This window comes from [Clostridium] hylemonae DSM 15053 (genome assembly GCF_008281175.1).
Taxonomy (GTDB): domain Bacteria; phylum Bacillota; class Clostridia; order Lachnospirales; family Lachnospiraceae; genus Extibacter; species Extibacter hylemonae.
Genome location: NZ_CP036524.1, coordinates 486,413 through 507,923 on the forward strand (window position 1 = coordinate 486,413; position 21,511 = coordinate 507,923).

At 46.8% G+C, this 21,511-nt stretch carries 19 protein-coding genes and 1 tRNA gene; 16 read left to right on the plus strand and 4 right to left on the minus strand.

What is annotated here, in order from left to right; all coding sequences use genetic code 11:
- Window positions 1-13: 13 nt before the first annotated feature.
- Window positions 14-340 carry a helix-turn-helix domain-containing protein gene (locus LAJLEIBI_RS02305; protein WP_040435874.1) on the minus strand — a complete coding sequence of 109 codons (327 nt, stop codon included), beginning with the start codon at window positions 338-340 and terminating at the stop codon, window positions 14-16.
- Window positions 341-815: 475 nt separating this feature from the next.
- Between LAJLEIBI_RS02305 and LAJLEIBI_RS02310 the strand changes: the two genes are divergently transcribed.
- The 3 genes from LAJLEIBI_RS02310 to LAJLEIBI_RS02320 are packed head-to-tail and all read left to right on the plus strand — an operon-like array spanning window position 816 to window position 1,729.
- Window positions 816-1,004 (plus strand): hypothetical protein, encoded by a 189-nt coding sequence (locus LAJLEIBI_RS02310; protein ID WP_040435872.1) that lies wholly within the window; start codon window positions 816-818, stop codon window positions 1,002-1,004.
- Window positions 985-1,404 (plus strand): hypothetical protein, encoded by a 420-nt coding sequence (locus LAJLEIBI_RS02315; RefSeq protein ID WP_050765558.1) that lies wholly within the window; start codon window positions 985-987, stop codon window positions 1,402-1,404. Before LAJLEIBI_RS02310 ends, LAJLEIBI_RS02315 begins: the two co-directional genes overlap by 20 nt.
- A 31-nt stretch (window positions 1,405-1,435) precedes the next feature.
- Complete coding sequence (locus tag LAJLEIBI_RS02320; RefSeq protein WP_006444648.1) at window positions 1,436-1,729, plus strand: hypothetical protein; 294 nt, start codon at window positions 1,436-1,438, stop codon at window positions 1,727-1,729.
- Window positions 1,730-1,740: 11 nt separating this feature from the next.
- On the opposite strand, the gene LAJLEIBI_RS02325 is transcribed toward LAJLEIBI_RS02320, so the two are convergent.
- A tRNA-Ser gene (locus LAJLEIBI_RS02325) sits at window positions 1,741-1,825 on the minus strand.
- Between the two features lie 115 nt (window positions 1,826-1,940).
- On the opposite strand from LAJLEIBI_RS02325, the gene LAJLEIBI_RS02330 reads away from it, so the two are divergent.
- From LAJLEIBI_RS02330 to LAJLEIBI_RS02340, 3 genes are all read left to right on the plus strand, one after another.
- Window positions 1,941-2,870 carry a ComEC/Rec2 family competence protein gene (locus LAJLEIBI_RS02330; protein ID WP_006444647.1) on the plus strand — a complete coding sequence of 310 codons (930 nt, stop codon included), beginning with the start codon at window positions 1,941-1,943 and terminating at the stop codon, window positions 2,868-2,870.
- A 316-nt stretch (window positions 2,871-3,186) separates the two neighbouring features.
- Window positions 3,187-4,731 carry a DUF1538 domain-containing protein gene (locus tag LAJLEIBI_RS02335; RefSeq protein ID WP_006444646.1) on the plus strand — a complete coding sequence of 515 codons (1,545 nt, stop codon included), beginning with the start codon at window positions 3,187-3,189 and terminating at the stop codon, window positions 4,729-4,731.
- An 11-nt stretch (window positions 4,732-4,742) separates the two neighbouring features.
- Window positions 4,743-5,432: a P-II family nitrogen regulator gene (locus LAJLEIBI_RS02340; protein ID WP_040435871.1), complete on the plus strand. Its 690-nt coding sequence runs from the start codon at window positions 4,743-4,745 to the stop codon at window positions 5,430-5,432.
- 337 nt (window positions 5,433-5,769) lie between these two features.
- Here LAJLEIBI_RS02340 and LAJLEIBI_RS02345 read toward each other — a convergent pair whose 3' ends face one another.
- Window positions 5,770-6,114, minus strand: coding sequence for a sporulation initiation factor Spo0A C-terminal domain-containing protein (locus tag LAJLEIBI_RS02345; RefSeq protein WP_040435868.1), 345 nt, complete (start codon window positions 6,112-6,114; stop codon window positions 5,770-5,772).
- A 150-nt stretch (window positions 6,115-6,264) separates the two neighbouring features.
- On the opposite strand from LAJLEIBI_RS02345, the gene LAJLEIBI_RS02350 reads away from it, so the two are divergent.
- The 5 genes from LAJLEIBI_RS02350 (at window position 6,265) to LAJLEIBI_RS02370 (ending at window position 14,796) form a co-directional block, all read left to right on the plus strand.
- A complete protein-coding gene (locus LAJLEIBI_RS02350) occupies window positions 6,265-7,242 on the plus strand; it encodes a LysM peptidoglycan-binding domain-containing protein (protein WP_006444643.1) in 978 nt (325 codons plus the stop codon).
- Between the two features lie 525 nt (window positions 7,243-7,767).
- Window positions 7,768-8,463: a response regulator transcription factor gene (locus LAJLEIBI_RS02355; RefSeq protein ID WP_040435866.1), complete on the plus strand. Its 696-nt coding sequence runs from the start codon at window positions 7,768-7,770 to the stop codon at window positions 8,461-8,463.
- A gap of 12 nt (window positions 8,464-8,475) precedes the next feature.
- Entirely contained in the window at window positions 8,476-11,103 is a 2,628-nt protein-coding gene (locus LAJLEIBI_RS02360; protein WP_006444640.1) for a sensor histidine kinase, read from the plus strand.
- Window positions 11,104-11,185: 82 nt separating this feature from the next.
- A complete protein-coding gene (locus LAJLEIBI_RS02365) occupies window positions 11,186-12,337 on the plus strand; it encodes a class I SAM-dependent methyltransferase (RefSeq protein ID WP_040435865.1) in 1,152 nt (383 codons plus the stop codon).
- Window positions 12,337-14,796, plus strand: a complete 2,460-nt coding sequence (locus tag LAJLEIBI_RS02370) for a hypothetical protein (RefSeq protein WP_006444638.1) — start codon at window positions 12,337-12,339, stop codon at window positions 14,794-14,796. Before LAJLEIBI_RS02365 ends, LAJLEIBI_RS02370 begins: the two co-directional genes overlap by 1 nt.
- A 76-nt stretch (window positions 14,797-14,872) precedes the next feature.
- Here LAJLEIBI_RS02370 and LAJLEIBI_RS02375 read toward each other — a convergent pair whose 3' ends face one another.
- Window positions 14,873-15,364: a QueT transporter family protein gene (locus tag LAJLEIBI_RS02375; RefSeq protein ID WP_006444637.1), complete on the minus strand. Its 492-nt coding sequence runs from the start codon at window positions 15,362-15,364 to the stop codon at window positions 14,873-14,875.
- A 283-nt stretch (window positions 15,365-15,647) separates the two neighbouring features.
- Here LAJLEIBI_RS02375 and asnS point away from each other — a divergent pair, with 283 nt between their 5' ends.
- The 5 genes from asnS to LAJLEIBI_RS02400 are packed head-to-tail and all read left to right on the plus strand — an operon-like array spanning window position 15,648 to window position 21,486.
- Window positions 15,648-17,039: an asparagine--tRNA ligase gene (gene asnS, locus LAJLEIBI_RS02380; RefSeq protein WP_040435863.1), complete on the plus strand. Its 1,392-nt coding sequence runs from the start codon at window positions 15,648-15,650 to the stop codon at window positions 17,037-17,039.
- Window positions 17,040-17,057: 18 nt separating this feature from the next.
- Complete coding sequence (vanR, locus tag LAJLEIBI_RS02385; RefSeq protein WP_006444635.1) at window positions 17,058-17,747, plus strand: VanR-ABDEGLN family response regulator transcription factor; 690 nt, start codon at window positions 17,058-17,060, stop codon at window positions 17,745-17,747.
- A complete protein-coding gene (locus tag LAJLEIBI_RS02390; RefSeq protein WP_006444634.1) occupies window positions 17,737-18,975 on the plus strand; it encodes a sensor histidine kinase in 1,239 nt (412 codons plus the stop codon). Before vanR ends, LAJLEIBI_RS02390 begins: the two co-directional genes overlap by 11 nt.
- Window positions 18,881-19,942 carry a metallophosphoesterase family protein gene (locus LAJLEIBI_RS02395; protein WP_040435862.1) on the plus strand — a complete coding sequence of 354 codons (1,062 nt, stop codon included), beginning with the start codon at window positions 18,881-18,883 and terminating at the stop codon, window positions 19,940-19,942. Before LAJLEIBI_RS02390 ends, LAJLEIBI_RS02395 begins: the two co-directional genes overlap by 95 nt.
- A complete protein-coding gene (locus LAJLEIBI_RS02400) occupies window positions 19,939-21,486 on the plus strand; it encodes an ATP-binding protein (RefSeq protein WP_006444632.1) in 1,548 nt (515 codons plus the stop codon). The genes LAJLEIBI_RS02395 and LAJLEIBI_RS02400 overlap by 4 nt, the downstream gene beginning before the upstream one ends.
- Window positions 21,487-21,511: the final 25 nt, after the last annotated feature.

Sequence of the window (21,511 nt, forward strand, 5' to 3'; positions counted from 1 at the left end):
AACAGGACTTTCTTTAGGTTCTGTTCCTTTTTGCCTTGATAAATTCGATATAATTTTCCACGTCTTTTTTTTCATCGTCTGTCAGATCCTCTGTATCAAAATGCGCGGCAACCGTGCCGGGATAAGCGGTGCGCGCCGCGTTCGTCCTGCCGAGCAGGTAATCGGTATCTACCTTAAAAAAATCAGCGATCAATTCCAGAGTTTCAAAATTGGGCTGGCGTTCTCCCCGCTCATACATATTGACAGCGCTTTTGGATATCCCGAGTGAGAGAGCAAGTTCCTGCTGGGAGAGCCCTCTTCCATTTCTTAACAGACGAAGTACATTTGCAAAATCAGCCATTGGCCCACTTCCTTTCATGATTTATCTGTATTATACACAAAGTGTGCTTAAAAGTAAAGATGAAGTTCACAAAATGTGCTTGACAAATGAGCACGAAACGTGTACTTTATAAGTGAGCACAAAACGTGCACGAACAAAAAGGCAGAATTTATATTCAGCGGTATTCATTTCCGCCTGAGATAGAACCTTGACAACTTAATATTGAATGTTATCCGTTTTTAGCACATTTTAAAAATTTGCATAAAAAAGCCAGAGCGAAGTGCCCTGGCAGAAGGAAAAGTTATGAAAAGAAAATCTATATAAAAAGCGCTCCCGCTTGTTTGATTATTAATATAGAACGGAAATGTGACAGAATTGTGATGCCTGAATGAAGTATATATAAAGATTTTAAAAATAAAAAATGAACTTCTGAACATGAGATCTACGCAATAAAGCCGCCGCCAGCCAGGCGGCAGATAAAAAAGGAGATGATAATTTGAGCAGACAGAGAAGAACGAGGACCGTATGCAGAATGGACCGGCAGGACCGGCTGAGAGCGCTTGCGGACCACAGGCCGGACGCAGCCGCGGCCAGGCAGTTTGTCCATAAGGCATATGAAAGTTATACGGTTGACGAATATATAAAGAGTAAGGGGATGAGGAATATTGGACAACAGTCTTCTTAATGAGTATGCGGCAATGAAAGCAGAGATCAAAAACCTGCGCCGCGGGATAAGCCGGCTGAAGCATGAAATAAAAAACCCGCCGTCTCTGTTTCACAAGAAGCAGGAAAAAATGATGGAACTGGTAATGATGCTGGAATCCCGGGAAATAGAATTTCTTGATATGACGATAGAAGTGGAAAGATTTATAGAGACAATTGAAAAGAGCGAGATGCGCATTATGTTCAGGCTATACTATATAGAAGATTATTCTTACATAAAAGTCGCGGATGAGATGAATCAGATGTTTCCAAGAAGAAGCATTGCCTACTCGGACGAAAATGTGAAAAAAAGAATACAGAGATATTTGGTAAATGTGCCGCAATGCGCGGAAAGAAAATGCCGGCATGCCGGGATCAGATAGATGATGTACACAGAAAAGGAGGTATCATAATGTGAAAGAATGGGACGTTGTGCTTGTCATTGTAGTTTTGCTCAATATGGTCCTGAGTATCTATAATCCGATATCCAAGAACCAGAAGGAGAATACGAAAGCGATGACGGAGCTGACGATGACGATAAAAACTATTTCTGAAAAGATGGCTGTTTATGAAAAAGATATGAATGCTCTTGATGTAAAGAACCATGAGTCACATAAAAGACTGTGGGATAAAAACGAGGAGCAGGACAGGCAGATCAAGGAGCATGAAAGCAGAATTGTAAAACTGGAGGGAAATAAAGGAAAATGACCAATAAAAAACGCAGCAGAAGGGATTCGAACCCCCGGAGCCTTTCGGCTCTTCAGCTTTCGAAACTGACGCCTTCGACCACTCGGCCACTGCTGCATTCCTATTATAGCACAAGTAGGTATAGTTTTAAAAGACCGATATTTGTACAAAGTTGAAAAAAATGTGTGTCTGTGATAATCTGTGAGATATCAGTCAAAAAAGGGGACGAATTATGGGTACATATAAAAGGGGTAAAAGAGTAAAGAATTTGAGGAACAGTGTGATCCTCCTCTGTCTGGCGCTGCTGCTGTCAGGATGCCAGTTAAAGGAGCATGTGCAGGAATATGTGCAGGAACAAGACGGGGGCGCTGCTGATTCCGGGGAGGATGCGCAGGATGTATCAGGTGAGATGCGGGTCACATTTCTGGATGTGGGACAGGGAGACTGTACGATCGTTCAGGCGTCCGGCCACAATATGGTGATCGACGCGGGCAATAACGGACAAGGCGGTAAGGTAGTCTCTTATCTGGAAGAACTGGGGATTGAAAAGCTGGACTATTTTATTTTGACACATCCTGACGCGGACCATATCGGCGGAGCGGACGACGTAATGGAAAATGTCGAGGTGAAACAGATCATCATGCCGGATGTATCAAATGATACAAAGACATATGCGGACGTAGAGCACGATATCGTTACCATGGATATTCCGGTCATAGACCCGGAAGTAGGGGCGGCTTATAAGCTTGGCGATGCGTCTTTTGAAATACTGTGCCCGAGTGAGATAAAGGACAATGATCTGAATGTGTCTTCCGCAGGCATTAAACTGACACACGGGAAAAAATCATTTGTAATGTGCGCAGATGCAGAAGCGCCTTCCGAGAAGGCTATGACAGAGACCTTCGGCAGCGGCCTGGAGTGTGATGTACTTAAATGCGGACACCATGGAAGCGCCACGGCCACCTCGGAAGAATTTCTGGAAAATACAGACCCTGTGTGGGCGGTCATAAGCTGCGGGGAGAATAACCGGTACGGGCATCCCCATGCGGAAGTGATAAGCAGGCTTGAGGACGCGGATGTACAGATATACAGGACAGATAAGCTTGGAACGATCACCGCGGTAAGCGACGGAGAGAATATCAGCTGGAAAAGTGAAAGATAAGCAGGTGGCAGTAACAGCGAAAACCCGCCGGCCATAAGGCCTGCGGGTTTCGTTGTTGTTATAGTTATCTAAAGGAATGAGAGTAAAGTGCGGCTCCAGAAAGTCTGGCGCGTTACTTTATGAGGGGGGAGATAGTTGTGTGTTGTTCAACTATCTGACTCTTAGTATAAAAGATAATTATGTCCAAAGTATGTTATATCTCTTAAAGAAGCAGAAAATTTCTTAAGCGGTTCTTAAAAATCTCTTTACTTTTCCAAAATGTAAATTTATGTTATAATAACATACACAAAACAAACAAGAAAGGCAAGAGTGCGTATTGAGAATACACCAAACGAAATTATTAGAAAAATTACAAGAGTCATTAGGAGCTGTCTTACCGATTATTGGAATCGTTCTCTTTCTGTGCTTTACGATCGCGCCGATTCCGACCAGCATCCTGATGGCTTTTATTATTGGCGCCGTGCTTCTCATAGTGGGTATGATGTTTTTTACCCTCGGGGCAGAAATGGCGATGACGCCCATGGGAGAGCGTATTGGCACGAGGATGACGCGGACGAAGAACATCGCCGTTATCGTCCTGCTCTGCTTTGTCCTTGGCGTTATCATCACGGTATCCGAACCGGATCTGCAGGTGCTGGCGGAGCAGGTGCCGTCTGTTCCAAACTATACACTTATCGTGGCAGTGGCAGCAGGCGTCGGAATTTTTCTCGTGGCGGCAGTGCTTAGGATGTTGTTTGGAATTCCGCTGTCTTATATGCTTATCGCCTTGTATCCGGCGGTATTTATACTGGCATATTTTGTGCCGGAAGATTTTCTGGCCGTTGCATTTGACTCAGGCGGAGTAACGACCGGACCGATGACAGTTCCGTTTATCATGGCGCTCGGTATTGGTTTTTCGGCGGTGCGAAGTGATAAGCACGCGGAGAATGACAGCTTTGGCCTTGTCGCGCTCTGTTCGGTCGGACCGATCCTGGCGGTTCTCGTTCTCGGGATGATATATAAGCCGACGGGGAATTCCTATACGCAGACTGTCATACCGGATGCTGAGAATTCGGTTGAGATGTGGCGCCTGTTTTCATCGGGGCTTCTTCATTATATGAAAGAAATGCTGGTCTCCCTGCTTCCTGTCGTACTGTTTTTTGTATTCTTTCAGGTCATTTCCCTTCATCTTAAGAAGAAAACGCTGGTGAAGATATCGATAGGAATTGTATTTACATATATCGGACTGTTCTTATTCCTCACAGGGGTTAACATAGGATTTATGCCGGCGGGCAATTACCTCGGCCAGATCATAGCGGGGCTTCATTACCGCTGGATCATCATTCCCATTGGCATGGTGATCGGTTATTTTATCGTAAAAGCGGAGCCGGCGGTCTATGTCCTGACGGAACAGGTGGAAGAACTGACATCGGGGGCCATATCAGGCAGAGCCATGGGGTACAGCCTTTCCATAGGCGTTGCGGTATCGCTGGGACTTGCCATGGTCCGGGTGCTGACGGGCATATCCATCCTCTGGTTTCTGATCCCCGGATATACAGCGGCGGTCTTACTGTCATTTTTTGTGCCAAAGATTTTTACCGCGATCGCGTTCGACTCGGGCGGGGTTGCGTCCGGGCCGATGACCGCCACATTTCTGCTTCCCTTTGCGGTGGGGGCGTGTGAGGCGGCGGGAGGAAATATCGTCACAGATGCGTTTGGCGTCGTTGCCATGGTCGCCATGACCCCGCTGATCACGATCCAGATACTGGGCTTCATCTATCAATTACAGGAGAAGAGATCCGCAGAACAGGGCGCTTCAGAGGAAACGGTGCCGGTGCTGCCTTTGGAAGCCTTTGACGACAACGATATTATTGAACTGTAGAGGAGGATATGATGAGTAAGCTATATATGATGGTCGCCATAACAAACCGCAGCATGAAGTATAAATTTCAGGAATTTTATAAGGAAAATGATCATATGGTCGTCTTTGGAACGCTGGGGCGGGGGACGGCAAACAGTGCTGTTCTGGATTATTTTGGACTGGAAGCGTCGGAGAAAATGATTTCATTTTCTGTAGTGACAGAAGAGATGTGGAGAAAATTAAAGCGGGGACTCATCATTAAAATGCAGATCGACGTACCCGGCACAGGAATTGCTTTTACGATTCCGCTCAGCAGTATCGGAGGGAAGAGGGTACTTCAATATTTGATTCAGAATCATGAGTATGAAAAAGAGGAGGAGACAATATTGAGAGAAACAGATTATGAACTGCTCGTTACGATCGTGAATCAGGGATGCATTGATTCGGTCATGGATGCCGCCCGCGGCGCAAACGCAGGCGGGGGTACGGTGATACACGCGAAAGGCACGGGAATGGAGAGCGCTGAGAAATTTCTCGGGGTATCTCTGGCGTCCGAGAAGGAGATCATTTTTATCGTTACGAGAACAAAAGATAAAAATCAGATCATGAAGGCGATCATGGAGAAGACCGGGCTTGACAGCAGGGAAAAAGCGATTGTGTTCTCGCTGCCTGTCACAAGTACGGCCGGTCTGCGGATGAGAGAAGACGAGATCGGTGATTAAAGACAGACAGCGAAAACCCGTTAACCAGATGGCTAACGGGTTTCGTTATTTTTATAGTTATCTAAAGGAATGAGAGTAAAGTGCGGCACCAGTATGTCTGATGCGTTACTTTATGAGGGGGGAGATAGTTGTGTGTTGTTCAACTATCTGACTCTTAGTATATAGGGTAAATATGTCTAAAGTATGTTAATAATCTAAAAGAAATCGAAAATTCCTTAAGTGAATCTTAAGAAGCGCTTAAGGCAGAGACAGAAATTACAAACAGACTGAGAGACGGCTGTCCGCCCTGTCTCAGTCTGTTTACGCGGGGAAAGGTAAGTACAGTCAAATTGTTGTATTATAGCTTATCCAGACAGTCCTGTCTCAGATAATGGACCAGTATATCCAGAAATACGCTGGAAGTCGGTCTGGTATTCAGCGGGCGCAGAGAAATGTCCTCGAGCAGCTGCCGGTTGCCTCTTTCCCAGCATACATTGATGACCGTACGGATATCCCGTTCAACACTGCTGCTTGTAGCCTGGTATTTTTTTGCTATCTGCGGATAAAGCAGTTTGCTTACGGACAGAAGATAATTTTCGTCCTGCATACATAGCTTGATCCCGAAATTAAGATACCGGTATCCCCGGTAAGTTGCACCTATACCCAGTGTGCGGACCAATCGTTGGATTTCTCGTTCTCTCATAGTTCGTTCCCCCAAGTTGCTGACTTTACATTGAAAAACTGCGGATATGCCTCAACACACCAGCTATATAATACAGCATAGCGTTTTAAGTTTCGACACAGTATTCAAAATGAAGCATAAAATAATAAAAAAAGTATAGAGGTAATAAGTATGAGTATTCATGGAATCGATGTAAGTCAGTTTCAGGGTAATATAAATTGGACAAATGTAAAAAGTACAGGCACCCAGTTTGTAATGATACGCGCCGGATACGGACAGGGCAATATAGATCCTGAGTTTACAAGAAATGCGCAGGAATGCAGCAGACGTGGCATTCCTTTTGGCGTATACTGGTTTTCTTACGCATATACGGAAGAGATGGCAAAGAGAGAAGCAGAGTATTGTATACAGGCAGTTGAAAATTATGAAGTTCAGTATCCGGTATGCTTTGATTTTGAATATGCATCTGTCAATTATGCGGCGGGCGAGGGCGTAACGGTCACCCGGCAGCTGGCTTCAAGTCTGGTGAACGCATTTTGCAGCAGGGTCGAAGAGCTCGGCTATTTTGCGATGTACTACAGTAATCTGGACTTTTTAAACCGTATGTTTGACGCGTCATTGAGAAAAAAATATGCATTGTGGTATGCGCAGTACGCGAATGAGCCGTCCGCCAGCGGTATGGCGATGTGGCAGTACAGCGACAGCGGGAGTATAAGCGGTATCTCGGGAAATGTAGACCAAAATATTGCGTATTATGATCTGGCAAGTGTGATCTCCAAAGCAGGGTTAAACAAAATAAAAGGAGAAGTCACGACGCCTGCGCCGTCGCCGTCTTCTCCGGCAGATGTCATTATATATACAGTGAAGCCGGGGGATAATCTGAGCAGTATAGCAGCCAGGTACGGTACGACATATCAGACACTGGCTTCTTATAATAATATTGAAAACCCAAATCTGATCTATGCAGGCCAGAAGATACGGATCCCGGTCGGACATTATGAAACTTCCGCGCGGTATTATACGATCAAATCAGGGGATACGCTGAGCGGGATCGCGCTGCGCTTTGGCACTACAGTGGCGGAACTTCAGCGGCTGAACGGGATCCAGAACCCGAACCTGATATACGCAGGAACGACTATAAGGGTATAATCTTATAAAAATATTATTATATGACATAAAAAGGATTGTGCAGATTAAAAAAGCGCGATATGATAAAAAAAGATAATGCCGGCTCTGACGGGGATATAAATATCAGTTTCGGAGTGCGGTCTGTCTCGTGCGGACAGCGGGAGAGTGATTAGTCCGGTTTTATAACTGTGCATAGGCCATACAGGCCAGAGTTGCTTGGAGATTTCGGATTCCAATGATACTACGGGATGAAACTGGGATTTTGTCCGTGTGGGGCAGCCGTATCTGCCGGAACTGAGAAATAGAAATGACATGGATACCGGTGGCCGCCTGTGACGCAGCCCTGTAAGCACATGCGACGGGATCCGGTATTCTGATTATTTGTCTCCGATATAACGCCGGTATTATCTTATACTGATCAAAATGTTGTTTAAAGGCCTGGATTCTGAAAGGATCCGGGCCTTTTTCATACAATCTTAAGAAATTTCTGTCGAAGCTCTTAAAAATTCCCTGCTATTCTTGTATAGTATAAGGGAGGTGATGAAAATGTCTAAAATATTAGTATGTGATGACGACAGAGAGATCGTGGAAGCGATCGATATATATTTGACACAGGAAGGTTATGAAGTATTAAAGGCATATGACGGTGAAGAGGCGCTTAAAGTGCTGCAGTCAGAAAAAGTAGATCTTCTGATCATTGATGTCATGATGCCAAGACTTGATGGAATCAGAGCCACCCTTAAGATACGGGAACAAAATAATATGCCTATTATTATCCTATCTGCAAAATCAGAAGACGCAGATAAGATACTTGGCCTGAATGTGGGAGCGGATGATTATGTCACAAAACCATTTAACCCGCTGGAACTTGTCGCGAGAGTCAAATCCCAGCTTCGCAGGTACACTCAGCTTGGAAGTACAGTAAGCGGTGACAGTCAGGCGGTATATGAGGTTGGGGGTCTGTCTATCAATGACGATCTCAAAGAGGTCACGGTGGATGGCGAGCTTGTTAAGCTTACGCCGATCGAATATAATATTTTGTTGCTGCTCGTAAAAAATCAGGGAAAAGTGTTCTCCATTGACCAGATATATGAAAATATCTGGAATGAAGATGCCATTGGAGTAGATAATACGGTGGCGGTACATATCAGACATATTCGAGAGAAGATAGAAATCAATCCAAAGGAGCCGCGTTATCTGAAAGTGGTCTGGGGGGTCGGATATAAGGTGGAGAAACTTTAGAAGGGAGTTTATATGAATCAATGGTATAAGACCAATCTGACAAAAGGGATCTTGATCGTGGCGGAACATGTCCTTGCAGTTGTAGCTGCAGCCAGTCTGGTCTGGGTTCTGACATATCCCGCTTTGATGGGGGATCTGTTTTCAGGGCATGCGGCCAAAAAGTTTGAGGATTCTACTGCGTTCAGCGGCCAGCTTCAGACGGCCACGACCGGAATACTGGAAGGCGTTAACACGCGGGGACTATTTGAGACAGAGGGCAGATACGATCCGGAACGTATTGTAGATATAAAAGAATTTTATGATAATGATAATATCAATAATAAAAACAGCAGCGGTCTGGCTTACAGACTGGGGGATCTGAGAAAATGGGCGGAAAGCTCTCCTTATTCGGACGGCAATATCATAGATGACAGTAAAGAACCGATTATTGTATGTAAGCGGTCGGACGGAACATTCCGGTATTATTATTTTGCAGAGCTGGAACAACTTGTCAATGACGGGGAACTGAGTTTTGTGATCGCAAATAACTCCAGCGGTGAGGAGGTGTCTTCAGACCAGATCCTATACGAGCTTCGCAACGGCGGAAGAAGCGACGTAATGTACAGCACAGAAACAGAAGCTGAATTCAAGGGCCTGCAGAACCGGGAAGGCAAAATTGAATTTATAGACTGTTGGAATTATGACGGATATCAGATCGAAGAAAAATATGCGCCCCTCGGTGCGGCAAACCTGCTTGAGATAGCAAATGAGAACCCGGCATGGAACGGGAAGCTCAACGATGTATTCCAGATGCTGGAGGGCAGCTTATACAACATATATAACCGGACGGAAACATATGAGTCGTGGGAGAACAGCTGGAAAGAGGGGGACACGAATCTAGTCTATCTGTATGCAGATACGGTAAATAAAAAGATATATACAAACAAAGAAGAATACAAGGACTTCAGCAGGCTGGATGAAAGTCTCAAGGCGATGGCAAAGAACGGGAAATATCTGATCGTAAAGCCGAAGCTGTCTGACTTTTCATCAAATATTGAGAACGAAGACGCAGCTACATGGAAAGACCTTGTAAGGTTCAGCGGGCCGGCAAAAGAGAATTTTGTATATGCGGTAGGTGTGGATACGTCCTATCCGATCCAGGACAGTTTTTATTCTCAAAATAAAATATATGAGAAATATGGTTCCCGGATCCAGGGCATAGCGATCCTTGGCCTTACATCAGCGATCCTGTTTATGGTGGGGATCGTCTGGCTGACGATTATAGCTGGCAGAAATAACAGAGACGAAGAACTGCACCTCAACTGGTTTGACCGGTGGAAGACAGAGCTTGCCGCCGCATTAGTGATAATGCTGTGGATCGGGCCGGTGCTGTTTGTGGGAAGCGGCATTTCTCAATATTTTGCGGGTCAGGTTCCGGATTACAGTGATACTTATGCCATGGCCGTATACAGCTATAATGCAATTCCAGGCGTGGTGCGAAGCGGTATCGTAGCCGCATACACATGCGGGCTGTTCCTGATAGGGTATATGAGTCTTGTGCGCAGGATAAAGACGAGAACCGTGTGGAGCAACAGTATAATAAAAAGTCTGTGCAGCTTTATAAAGCAGCTGTTTGTCAATATGCATTTCGTATGGAAGACGGTGATACTGTTCTGCCTGTTCGGGTTCGTACATTGGCTGGCAGTGCTCAGCGGCGCTATTGTCAACTGGTTCTGGTTTTTGGTCATGCTGATCGTGGAGGCGCTGGCGTTCATTTACCTTGTACGCATGTCCATTGCCCGGCAGAAGATCCGGTCGGGTATTGAGCATATCTCATCCGGAGAAGTCAATTACAAGATACCGCTCGACGGTCTGAAAGGCGAGCAGCTGATGCTGGCAGAGAGGGTGAATTCCATCGGGGAAGGCCTTGACGCGGCGCTGGAAGAAAGCATGAAGAGTGAACGGCTGAAGACAGATCTCATAACAAATGTGTCCCACGATATAAAGACACCGCTCACTTCGATCATCAATTATATAGATCTGCTCAAGCTGGAACACCTGGAGGATCCGAAGATACAGAGATACCTGGAAGTTCTGGAGGCCAAGGCACAGCGGCTGAAAACGCTGACCGAAGATGTTGTCGAGGCGTCCAAGGTAAGCTCCGGGAATATAACACTGGACTTTATGAATATAAATCTGGTCGAGATGATACAGCAGACGAGCGGCGAATTTGAAGAGAAGTTTACGCAGAGAAATCTGAATGAGGTGCTGAACCTGCCGGAAGAAGAGGCGGTCATACGTGCCGACGGAAGACGCATGTGGCGCGTGCTGGAAAATATATACAACAATGCCGCCAAATACGCGATGGAAGGAACCCGGGTGTACGCTGATCTGAGGATCACGGATTCGACAATAACCTTCAGTCTGAAAAACGTATCAGACCAGCCGCTTAATTTTACAGCCGACGAACTGACGGAGAGATTTCTGCGGGGGGATGTGTCCAGAAGCACGGAAGGCAGCGGTCTCGGATTATCCATAGCCAAGAGCCTGACATCCATGCAGGGCGGATCGTTTGACTTGTATCTGGACGGCGACCTGTTCAAAGTGACGATAACATTTCCGCGTGTGGCAAAAGCTGTGGAAAATGTGGAAAACGAATGATTTTTGTTGGGGACGGGGGTTTTTTAAAAAACCCCCGTCCCCAACTTGCTTATATATGGAAAAAACAGTACAATATACTATTATGGAAGAGATAATAAAATTATTAAACGAAAATTTAAACGATACTTTTTTAAACGCGGTTTTGAGTAATCCGAGGAAGGCGGACGGGCCGTCCAAGATAAAGGTGCGCCCTGTTCTCATTAAGGATGAACGGATGATCCAGCTGGAGGTATTCAAGGGCAATCAGGCATTTCACCGGAATGCGGCGATGGAGGAAGCCGGCTTTATAATAGCGGAACAGATGGAGAATATGAAGCAGATGCAGCTGGAGACTTCGGAGGCGCTTTATACGGTACTTATAAGCAAGAAGGGCAAGGTCACGGTCAGGAGAAAAAGCCGGAAAAAGGAAGCCGGTCCGGCGGATATAAGCCATAACAGGAAGAAACAGTATATACTTAAAGAAGGTGTCGCTGTTCCGTTTCTCAAAGATCTGGGGGTCATGACAGAGGACGGTAAGGTCGTGAATGCCAGATTCGACAAATTTCGGCAGATCAACCGTTTTCTGGAGTTTATTGAAGATATTCTGCCTCAGCTTGACAAGGGGAAAGAGGTTTCCATCCTTGACTTTGGATGTGGGAAGTCTTACCTTACATTTGCGATGTATTATTATCTGCATGAGCTGAAAGGGTATGATGTAAGAATAATCGGACTGGATTTAAAGAGCGACGTGATCCGCCGATGCAATGAGCTGAGTGAAAAGTACGGATACAGCAAGCTTCATTTTTTAGAAGGAGATATAGCCGACTATACAGGGGCGGATAAGGTGGATATGGTCGTTACGCTTCACGCGTGCGACACAGCGACCGACTATGCGCTGGCAAAGGCAGTCGGCTGGGATGCGAAGGTCATCCTGTCTGTGCCGTGCTGCCAGCATGAACTGAACAGCCAGATAAAAAATGATGTGCTCGGCCCGGTTATGAAGTACGGGCTTTTAAAAGAGCGTTTTGCGGCTTTGGTCACCGACGGACTGCGCGCGGAATATCTTGTGAGCAGGGGGTATGACGCCCAGATACTGGAATTTATCGATATGGAGCACACGCCGAAAAATATTTTGATTCGTGCGGTGAAGACGGGAAGAAAAGGGGAAAATCAGGATACAATAAATATATGTGAAGAATTTCTTCATGTATCACCAGCCTTGGGCAGGTTGTTAGATGAAAAAGGGGAACTGTAATGAACATAAAGAACCGATTGATCAACGCCGGCATATTAACAGCGGTTTTTATTGCGGCTGTATTTGTATTCAGTTTTATCACAAATCGTGGAAACGACAATATGACGGCAGATATGGGAGTGACGACCTATCCGCAGGTATCATTTTCCTGTGAAGGGTTTAATGTCAATCTGTTGTCAGGCTATGCCAAGAAGATGGACATACCATCCATGAGAGATACTATCACGCCGGTAAGCGGACAGTCGCTGGATCTTAACATTGAGGCCTATGACAATAAGATCAACAGGCTTAAATATGCGGTGTACACGCTGGACGGGAAAGATAAGCTGTTTGAAAAGAAAGTGAAAAAGGCCGGGAAAAATGTCAGTCTGGAGCTGACCGGCGGGGAACTGCTCTCGCAGGAGCGGGTACTGGAGATCGTGCTGAGTCTGGATGGAGACAGATCTGTATATTTTTATACACGTATCGCAGATTCTTCCAATGACAATGTGGCAGAATGTCTGAATTATATCAGTGATTTTCATGAAAATGCGCTGGCTAAGGCAGAAGGAACCGGCGTCGGGGCGGCAATAGAGCCAAATGAGGAAGGAGATAATTCCACATTTCAACATGTGACGATCCATTCCGATTATAATCAGGTGACATGGGGAAGCCTTGAGCCGTCGGTAGAAGGCGGCGAGCGCTGGTACATCAAGGAGACAAACAGCACATACACCTCCGTGCAGCTGGAATATAAGGTGCGCTGCAAAGGGGAGGAGAACGAAGAGGATGTATATAAAGCGAAAGAATTCTTCCGCGTCCGCCATATTGCAGATGCGCAGAAGACATATCTGCTCGACTATGACAGGACAATGGAACAGATCTTTGATCCGACCAGGAAAGTGCTGAGTGAGAAAGGCGTTCTGCTCGGGATCACATCACATGATGTGCAGTATATGGTGAGCAAGGACGGCAGCATAGTCTCCTTCGTGCAGGCAGACGAGCTGTGGAATTATAATAAAGATACGGACGAGCTCTCCCTTGTGTTCAGCTTTTCCGACGCTGAAAATACAGACGTAAGAAGTCTGACGGCAAAGCATGAAGTAAAGCTTCTGGCATCGGACGACGAGGGAAATGTAACGTTCGCAGTGTACGGTTACATGAACAGGGGAGAACATGAAGGCGAAGTGGGCGTTGCCATCTATTATTACAATATAGACCAGAACTCCGTGGAGGAGAAGGCATTTATATCAAGTGATAAGTCGTACGGCACGGCAGTGTATGAACTCGGCAGATTCGTCTACTACAGCGTGGATAAAGACATGCTGTATGTAATGGTCGATGGGACCCTCTATGAAGTAAACGTAGAGAAAAAAGGGAAAGAGACGAAGGAAGTTATAGTAAAAGGGCTGCAGGAAGGGCAGTATGTAGTCTCTGACGATGGCCATATGATAGCGTATCAGTCCAACGGAAAGCTGACGGAGGCAACGGAAATACAGGTTATCAATTTCGCAAATGGCAAGAAGCGTAAAGTGACATGCGCGGACGGTGAAGTTGTACGTCCTCTTGGATTTGTAAAAAATGATTTTGTATATGGAGTTGCCAGGACGTCAGATACCGGAAAAACAGTTTCCGGGGAGACCGTAGTGCCCCTTTATAAGACAGAAATACAAAATGGGAAGAGTAAAGTCATAAAGACATATGAACAAAAAGATATATATGTGCTTGAAGCTGAATTTGACAATAATATGATCACCCTTTCCAGAGTCAGAAAAGACGGAAGCACGTATACAGGAATCGCGGATGATTATATTACGAACAATGAAGAAAAAGAAGAGAGTAATATTTATCTTGAATCATATGTGACAGAATTAAAAGAGACACAGTACCGGCTCACTTACGCCGACGGAATCTCCGATAAAGAGCCAAAAGTGCTGAAGCCCAAACAAGTCCTCTTTGAAAATCCTACCGCTATAACGTTTGACGACGTAGATGCAGCCGCCAAATGTTATGTGTACGGTTATGGAGAACTGCAGGGCATATATGAAAAAGCAGGCGCCGCAATACAGAAGGCGAATGAATATAACGGCGTCGTCATATCCTCCCGCCAGTCTTATATATGGGAGCGGGGAAACAGAGACCTGCAGCATGCCATCACAGGAAAAGACAACGAGATCCAGTCTGTGAGAGAACGTCTGAACGCCGGGGATGCCCCGATAGAGATAATGAATGAAATATCGAAGGATAGAGGAATGGATTACACCGGATGTACGACGGAACAATTGCTATACGTCATCAATCAGGATATACCGGTCATCGCCATGCTGGATGCATCCACATCCATAATCCTTACCGGTTATACAGAAAGTACGATTAGTTATGTAGATACCGCCAGCGGTGAGAAAAGGAATGCGTCATACGAAGGCATTGACGAAATGACACAGGGCAGCGGCCACGCGTATATAGGATATATCAAATAGGGACACGTCAAAACGAATTGGGGACGGGGGTTTTTTAAAAAACCCCCGTCCCCAATTCGTTTTGACGTGTCCCCGTTTAATAACAGGGCTTAAAAACCATATTTTTATATTTATTTAAAGCAAAGTATAAAACCATTCCAAGTACGCCGCAGGATACAATTTCTCCGATCCCTACAGTGAGCATCATAAGTGGAACCGGCAGCGCTACGCCGTAACCGAAACGCAGGACAAACGGCACGATGATGGTATTAGCGGCTATAGGGGGCAGCGGAGCGAGGAACTTATTGTTGTTTTGCAGGCGGCGGGTGAATACTGCACCGATCAGGGTTGCGAGGCTTCCAAAGATGATGTCCGGAAGTATGGCGCCCCCAAGTATGTTTCCGATGAGGCATCCCACGAATAATCCCGGGATGGCGGCGGGGGTAAACAGCGGAAGGATCGTCAGAGCTTCTGCGATTCTTACCTGGACTTCTCCGAATGAGAACGGTGCAAAGAAATAAGTGAGCACCACATAGATAGCAGCTATCATGGCTGCTTGTGTCATAAATGAGATATTCTTGTTGTTCATTTTCTTTCTCCTTTAGTTTTGTTTTACGAGTGGAAGGTCTCGAACACTCGGTAGTTACAGCCCTTCAGACCTTGGTTTTATGGGCTCCTGAACGGTTTGTAGTATAGCACAGAAAGGGGATAAATGCAAGGAATGTCCGAAAGATCCCCAGGAAGTGTGTCAGGGCAGGCAGAACCGGAGCTGCGCCGCAGATTCAATTATATAATAGATGTAAATTTCAATTCACCCTCCTTGACGGATGTGTTATAATGACAACATGAATAATATAAAGGAGTCAGTTGGTATGGATTTGATAACTATCAGAGAATTGTATAAAAACAGAGAAGAATATCTGGACAAGGACATTACAGTCGGGGGATGGGTGCGCAGTATCCGGGATTCCAAGGCATTTGGATTTATCGTCGTGAATGACGGGACCTTTTTTGAGCCGCTGCAGGTAGTGTACCACAATACGATGGATAATTTTGATGAGATATCCCGGCTTAACGTAGGGGCCGCTATCATAGTGACGGGTACACTTGTAGCAACGCCTCAGGCAAAGCAGCCATTTGAGATACAGGCAAAAGAGATAACAGTGGAAGGAGCGTCCGCGCCGGACTATCCGCTCCAGAAGAAACGCCACAGCTTTGAGTATCTGAGAACGATCGCGCACCTGCGCCCGAGGACCAATACATTCCAGGCTGTATTCCGCGTGCGTTCCCTCACGGCATATGCGCTCCACAAGTTCTTCCAGGAGAGAGGGTTTGTCTACGTTCATACCCCGATCATAACGGGAAGCGACTGTGAAGGAGCCGGAGAGATGTTCCGCGTCACAACGCTCGACATGCAAAGCATTCCGAAAGACGACAGCGGAAAGGTTGATTATTCCCAGGACTTCTTTGGCAAAGAGACAAGCCTGACGGTCAGCGGCCAGCTCAACGGCGAGACATATGCCCAGGCGTTCCGCAATATCTATACATTCGGACCGACATTTCGGGCGGAGAATTCCAACACGACCCGGCATGCGGCTGAGTTCTGGATGATAGAGCCGGAGATGGCCTTTGCGGATCTGGATGACGATATGATGCTGGCGGAGGCAATGCTGAAATACGTGATCAGTTATGTGCTGGAGCAGGCGCCGGAAGAGATCAATTTCTTTAATTCATTTGTGGACAAGGGACTTCTGGAAAGGCTGAACAACGTAGTGTCCTCCGAATTTGCGAGAGTCACCTACACAGAGGCGGTGGAGATCCTGGAGAAGAACAACGATAAATTTGAGTATAAAGTATCCTGGGGGACAGACCTTCAGACAGAGCATGAGCGCTATCTGACGGAAGAAATATACAAACGTCCGGTATTTGTGACGGATTATCCGAAGGAGATCAAGGCATTTTATATGAAGCAGAACGACGACGGGAAAACGGTTGCGGCTGTGGACTGCCTTGTGCCGGGTATCGGAGAGATCATCGGGGGGAGCCAGAGAGAAGACGACTATGATAAACTGCTTGCAAGAATGAAGGAGATGGATCTGAAGGAAGAGGATTATGAATTCTATCTTGACCTCAGAAAATATGGTTCCACGAGACATTCCGGTTTCGGCCTCGGGTTTGAACGGTGCATCATGTATCTGACGGGTATGGGAAATATCCGCGATGTGGTTCCATTCCCGAGAACGGTAAACAACTGCGAGCTGTAATTTACCTGGAGGGTAAGTATGAATATATTGGTGGTAGATGATGAAAAGGAAATTGCAGATGTGATCGAACTTTATCTGCAGAGTGACCAGTACGATGTACACAAATGTTATACAGGGCAGGAAGCGCTGGATTACATCGGCAGCATGAAGATCGACCTGGCGATCCTGGATATCATGCTTCCGGATATAGACGGCTTCCAGATCCTGAAGCAGATACGCGGGAAATATACATTTCCGGTCATCATGCTTACAGCAAAAACAGAATATATGGACAAGATAACGGGACTGACGATGGGTGCGGACGACTATATTCCAAAGCCGTTCAACCCGCTGGAGCTTGTGGCCCGCGTGAAGGCGCAGCTTCGGCGCTGCACGCAGTACAACGACGGCAGCAGGGAGGAGGGCGACATCATTGACTTTGGCGGCCTCTTCCTGAACAGGACCTCACATGAGTGCGTCTACAATGAGGTTCCGCTGACGCTCACGCCGATCGAATTTGATATTCTCTGGCTGCTCTGCGAGAACAGAGGAAAAGTGATCAGTTCCGAGGAGCTGTTCGAGAAAGTGTGGAATGAACAGTATTATAAGAACAGCAACAACACGGTGATGGTGCATATCAGGCATCTGAGGGAGAAGATGAGTGCGCCGACCGGAAAATCAGATTTCATCAAGACAGTATGGGGAGTGGGTTATAAGGTTGAAGAATAATTATCGGAAGTTAAAATTCAGTATCCTCCTGCAGACGGTGCTGGTCACAGCACTTACTGTTCTCGTGGGCGGATTTATACTGAATTATATAATTGACGGTATCTATAATGACAGCTTTGCCAAGGCGTTCGTCCGTATTATGATGGATCTAAATGTCAAAGAGCAGACGGCGATCGATTTATACTGGAGGCTTATCGGAAACAATAAGACCTTCTTTATGATCGTCGGTTTTCTGCTCTTATTTGCGTTATTTTTCTATGTGGCGCTCTCGAAGATGACAAAATATCTGGACCAGGTGGGGGAAGGGATCGAGAATATCCTGTCCGACTCTACGGAGCCGATCCATCTTATCACAGAGCTTAAGCCGATCGAGATCAGGCTCAATGAGATCAAGGCCACACTGAAGCGTCAGGAGCTGGAGGCGGTAGAGGGGGAGAAGAAGAAAAATGACCTCGTTGTATTTCTGGCCCATGATCTGAAGACGCCCCTCACTTCCATAGTAGCTTACCTGACGATGCTTGACAGCTACCCGGAGATGGCGGAGGAAGAGCGGGCGAAATATATCCACGTGTCGCTGGAGAAATCCATACGGCTCGGGGAGCTTATCAATGAGTTTTTTGACATAACGAGATATAATCTTCAGGATATCGAACTGGAGCCGGTGGAGATCAACCTGTCCATGATGCTTGAGCAGCTGGCGGATGAACTGTACGGCGTGCTGCAGGAGAAGCATTTGACGTGTGAGGTGCAGGTGGAGGAGAATCTGGAAGTATATGGAGATCCGGACAAGCTGGCCCGCGTATTTGACAATTTATTAAGAAATGCGATAGCCTATTGTTACGATCATACAAAGATAGAGATCGGCGCCCAGATGAAGCGGGGAGATATAGAGATCATATTTACCAATGAAGGCGACAAGATTCCGGGGACGATGCTTCAGACGATCTTTGAAAAGTTTTACCGTGTGGACGGTTCCAGATCGAGCGGCACCGGGGGCGCGGGACTCGGACTGGCGATAGCCAAAGAAATCGTGGAGCTTCACGGAGGCCTGATCCGTGCCAAGAGTGACGACATAAAGACGCAGTTTATCGTGACACTGCCGTCTAAGAACATAGAGGAAGAAGGAGCAGCAGATGAAGTTCATACACATCGCAGACGTACATTTAGGTGCAAGCCCGGACGCAGGAAGCGCATACAGCAAAAGCAGGACACAGGAGATCTGGAATAGCTTCGCGGGAGTGATCGAAGCCTGCAGAGAAAATGAGACGGACGTTCTTCTGATCGCAGGGGATCTGTTTCACCGACAGCCTCTGCTGAGAGAATTAAAAGAAGTAAATTTTCTGTTTTCAGGCATTCCCCATACGGAGGTATTTATCATAGCGGGAAACCATGATTATCTGAAAAAAGATTCCTATTACCGGACATTTTCCTGGGCGGAAAATGTGCATATGATACGGAGTGAACAGATCACATGCGTGGAAGTTCCACGGCTTGATCTTGCGGTATACGGCCTGAGCTACGTCCAGAAGGAAAATACCGAAAGAGCTTATGACCGCGCAGTGCCTTTTGGAAAGCAGAAGTATGAGATCCTGCTCGGCCACGGCGGCGACGATAAGCACATACCGTTCCGGGCGGGGGATATCGCGAAACTCGGGTACGATTATGCGGCGTTCGGCCATATCCATAAGCCCCAGCAGCTCATCCCTGATAGAGTGTATTACAGCGGCGCACTGGAGCCGACAGACAAGAACGATACCGGCGCCCACGGATATATTTCCGGAGAGCTTACAGAAAGCGGCTGTACGGCTTCCTTTGTCCCGTGCGCGGCGAGAGAATATATCCACATGGACATACCGGTGACAGAAAACATGACCGGATACGGTGTGCGCGGGGCGATACGGAGCGCGGTCGAAGATAAGGGCGTTCAAAATATATATAAGATCATACTGACCGGACAGAGAGATCCGGAAATATTATTTGATCTGACGAACATGGACTCTTACGGAAATATCATTGAGATCGCGGATAATACGAGACCGGCCTATGATTTTGAAAGACTGTACGAACAGAACAAGGGAAATCTTCTTGGAAAGTTTATTCAGAACCTGAACACCGGGGATAAGGAAAGTATCGAATACTGTGCGCTTTGCGAAGGTGTACAGGCATTGATGGAGACGAGAAGAGGCTTTAAATGAGAATTAAAGAACTGATGGTAAAGAATTTTGGAAAAATAAAAGACAAAAATGTAACGCTTTCCGATGGCGTCAACCTGTTGTACGGGGAGAACGAATCCGGGAAGTCTACTTTACATACGTTTATAAAATGCATGCTGTTCGGGCTGGAGCGGGGGAGAGGAAGAGCCTCCGCCAATGATACGTTCAGCACGTACGAACCGTGGGAGAACCCGAATTATTATTCCGGCATACTGAAGTTTGAAAGCGGAGGAAAAAGCTTCTGCCTGAGCAGGAACTTTGACAGATATTCCAGGAGCGCGGAACTCATATGCGAGGATGACGGGGAAGAACTTTCTGTGGCGGACGGAGACCTGGAGATGATTCTGGGCGGACTCACCGGGGCGGTATATGACAACACCGTATCTGTCGGACAGCTGAAGGCAGAACCGGGACAGACGCTGGCCGCAGAGCTTAAGAACTATGCGTCCAATTATTATGCGGCCGGCAGCAGTGATATTAATCTGGAAAAAGCGACCGGCGCCCTGCGGGCCCGGCTCCGGGAGCTGGAGCGGGAAGCCAAGGAGGCCCTGGAGGAGAAGCACCGCAAAAGAGAGAAGATCGAGCTGGAAGCTTCCTACGTGTGGCGCGACGTCCACCGGCTGGAAGGAGAACGGGAGCGGATCGGTGAGGAGCTGGAATCCCGGAGGAAAAAGGAGCGCGAAAGGCAGGAGGAACCAGAGAATAAGGGGGTGATCGATGAACTGCGCCCCAACAAATGGCGCATCCATCCGGTCGAGATCGTCCTGTTCGCGGTCGTTGTTGTATTTGCGTTCGCGCTTATTCCAAAACCGTGGAACTATCTCGTGGCGATCATCCTCTTTCTTCTGTGCGGAATCTACGTGTGGAACCGCATGAAGGTAGATAAAAGGACGGTCAAAACAGAACCGGAGATCATTCTGGAAGAGATAACGCCGGAGGAAGAAAAGATACCCCTTGAGAAGCTCAGATGGGAGATGAACCATGTCTGTGAAGAACTGCGGGAGAAGCAGGTGCAGTACGATAATCTGCGGGAACAGCTCGAAGAGCTGGATGAAGTGAGCAGTATGTCCAGGGAGCAGGAGCGTAATATCCAGGGCGTCAGGCTTGCCATGGAAAGATTAAGCGAACTTGCGGCAGGGATGCAAAAGGAGCTGGAGCAGAAACTGGATGACAGGGCATCTGAGATCATGAGCGAGATCACAGGGGGCAGATATACGAAACTTGTCGTAGAAGATGATCTGCATATGAACCTGATCTGCGGGGGCAGGAAAATACCTGTTGAACAGGTGAGCCGCGGCACTATAGAGCAGACGTACTTTGCCCTTCGTATGGCGTCGGCCGGGCTGCTGCATGAGGAGGAATACCCGGTGATCCTCGACGATACCTTTGTGTACTATGACGATGTGCGGCTTGAAAATACGCTGAGATGGCTTGCTGAAAACAAAAAACAGGTGATCATATTTACATGCCAGAAGCGGGAAGAACATATTCTGGATGAGCTTGGAATAAAATACCGAAAAATATAAGTAACATACAAGACCAGGCGGCAGG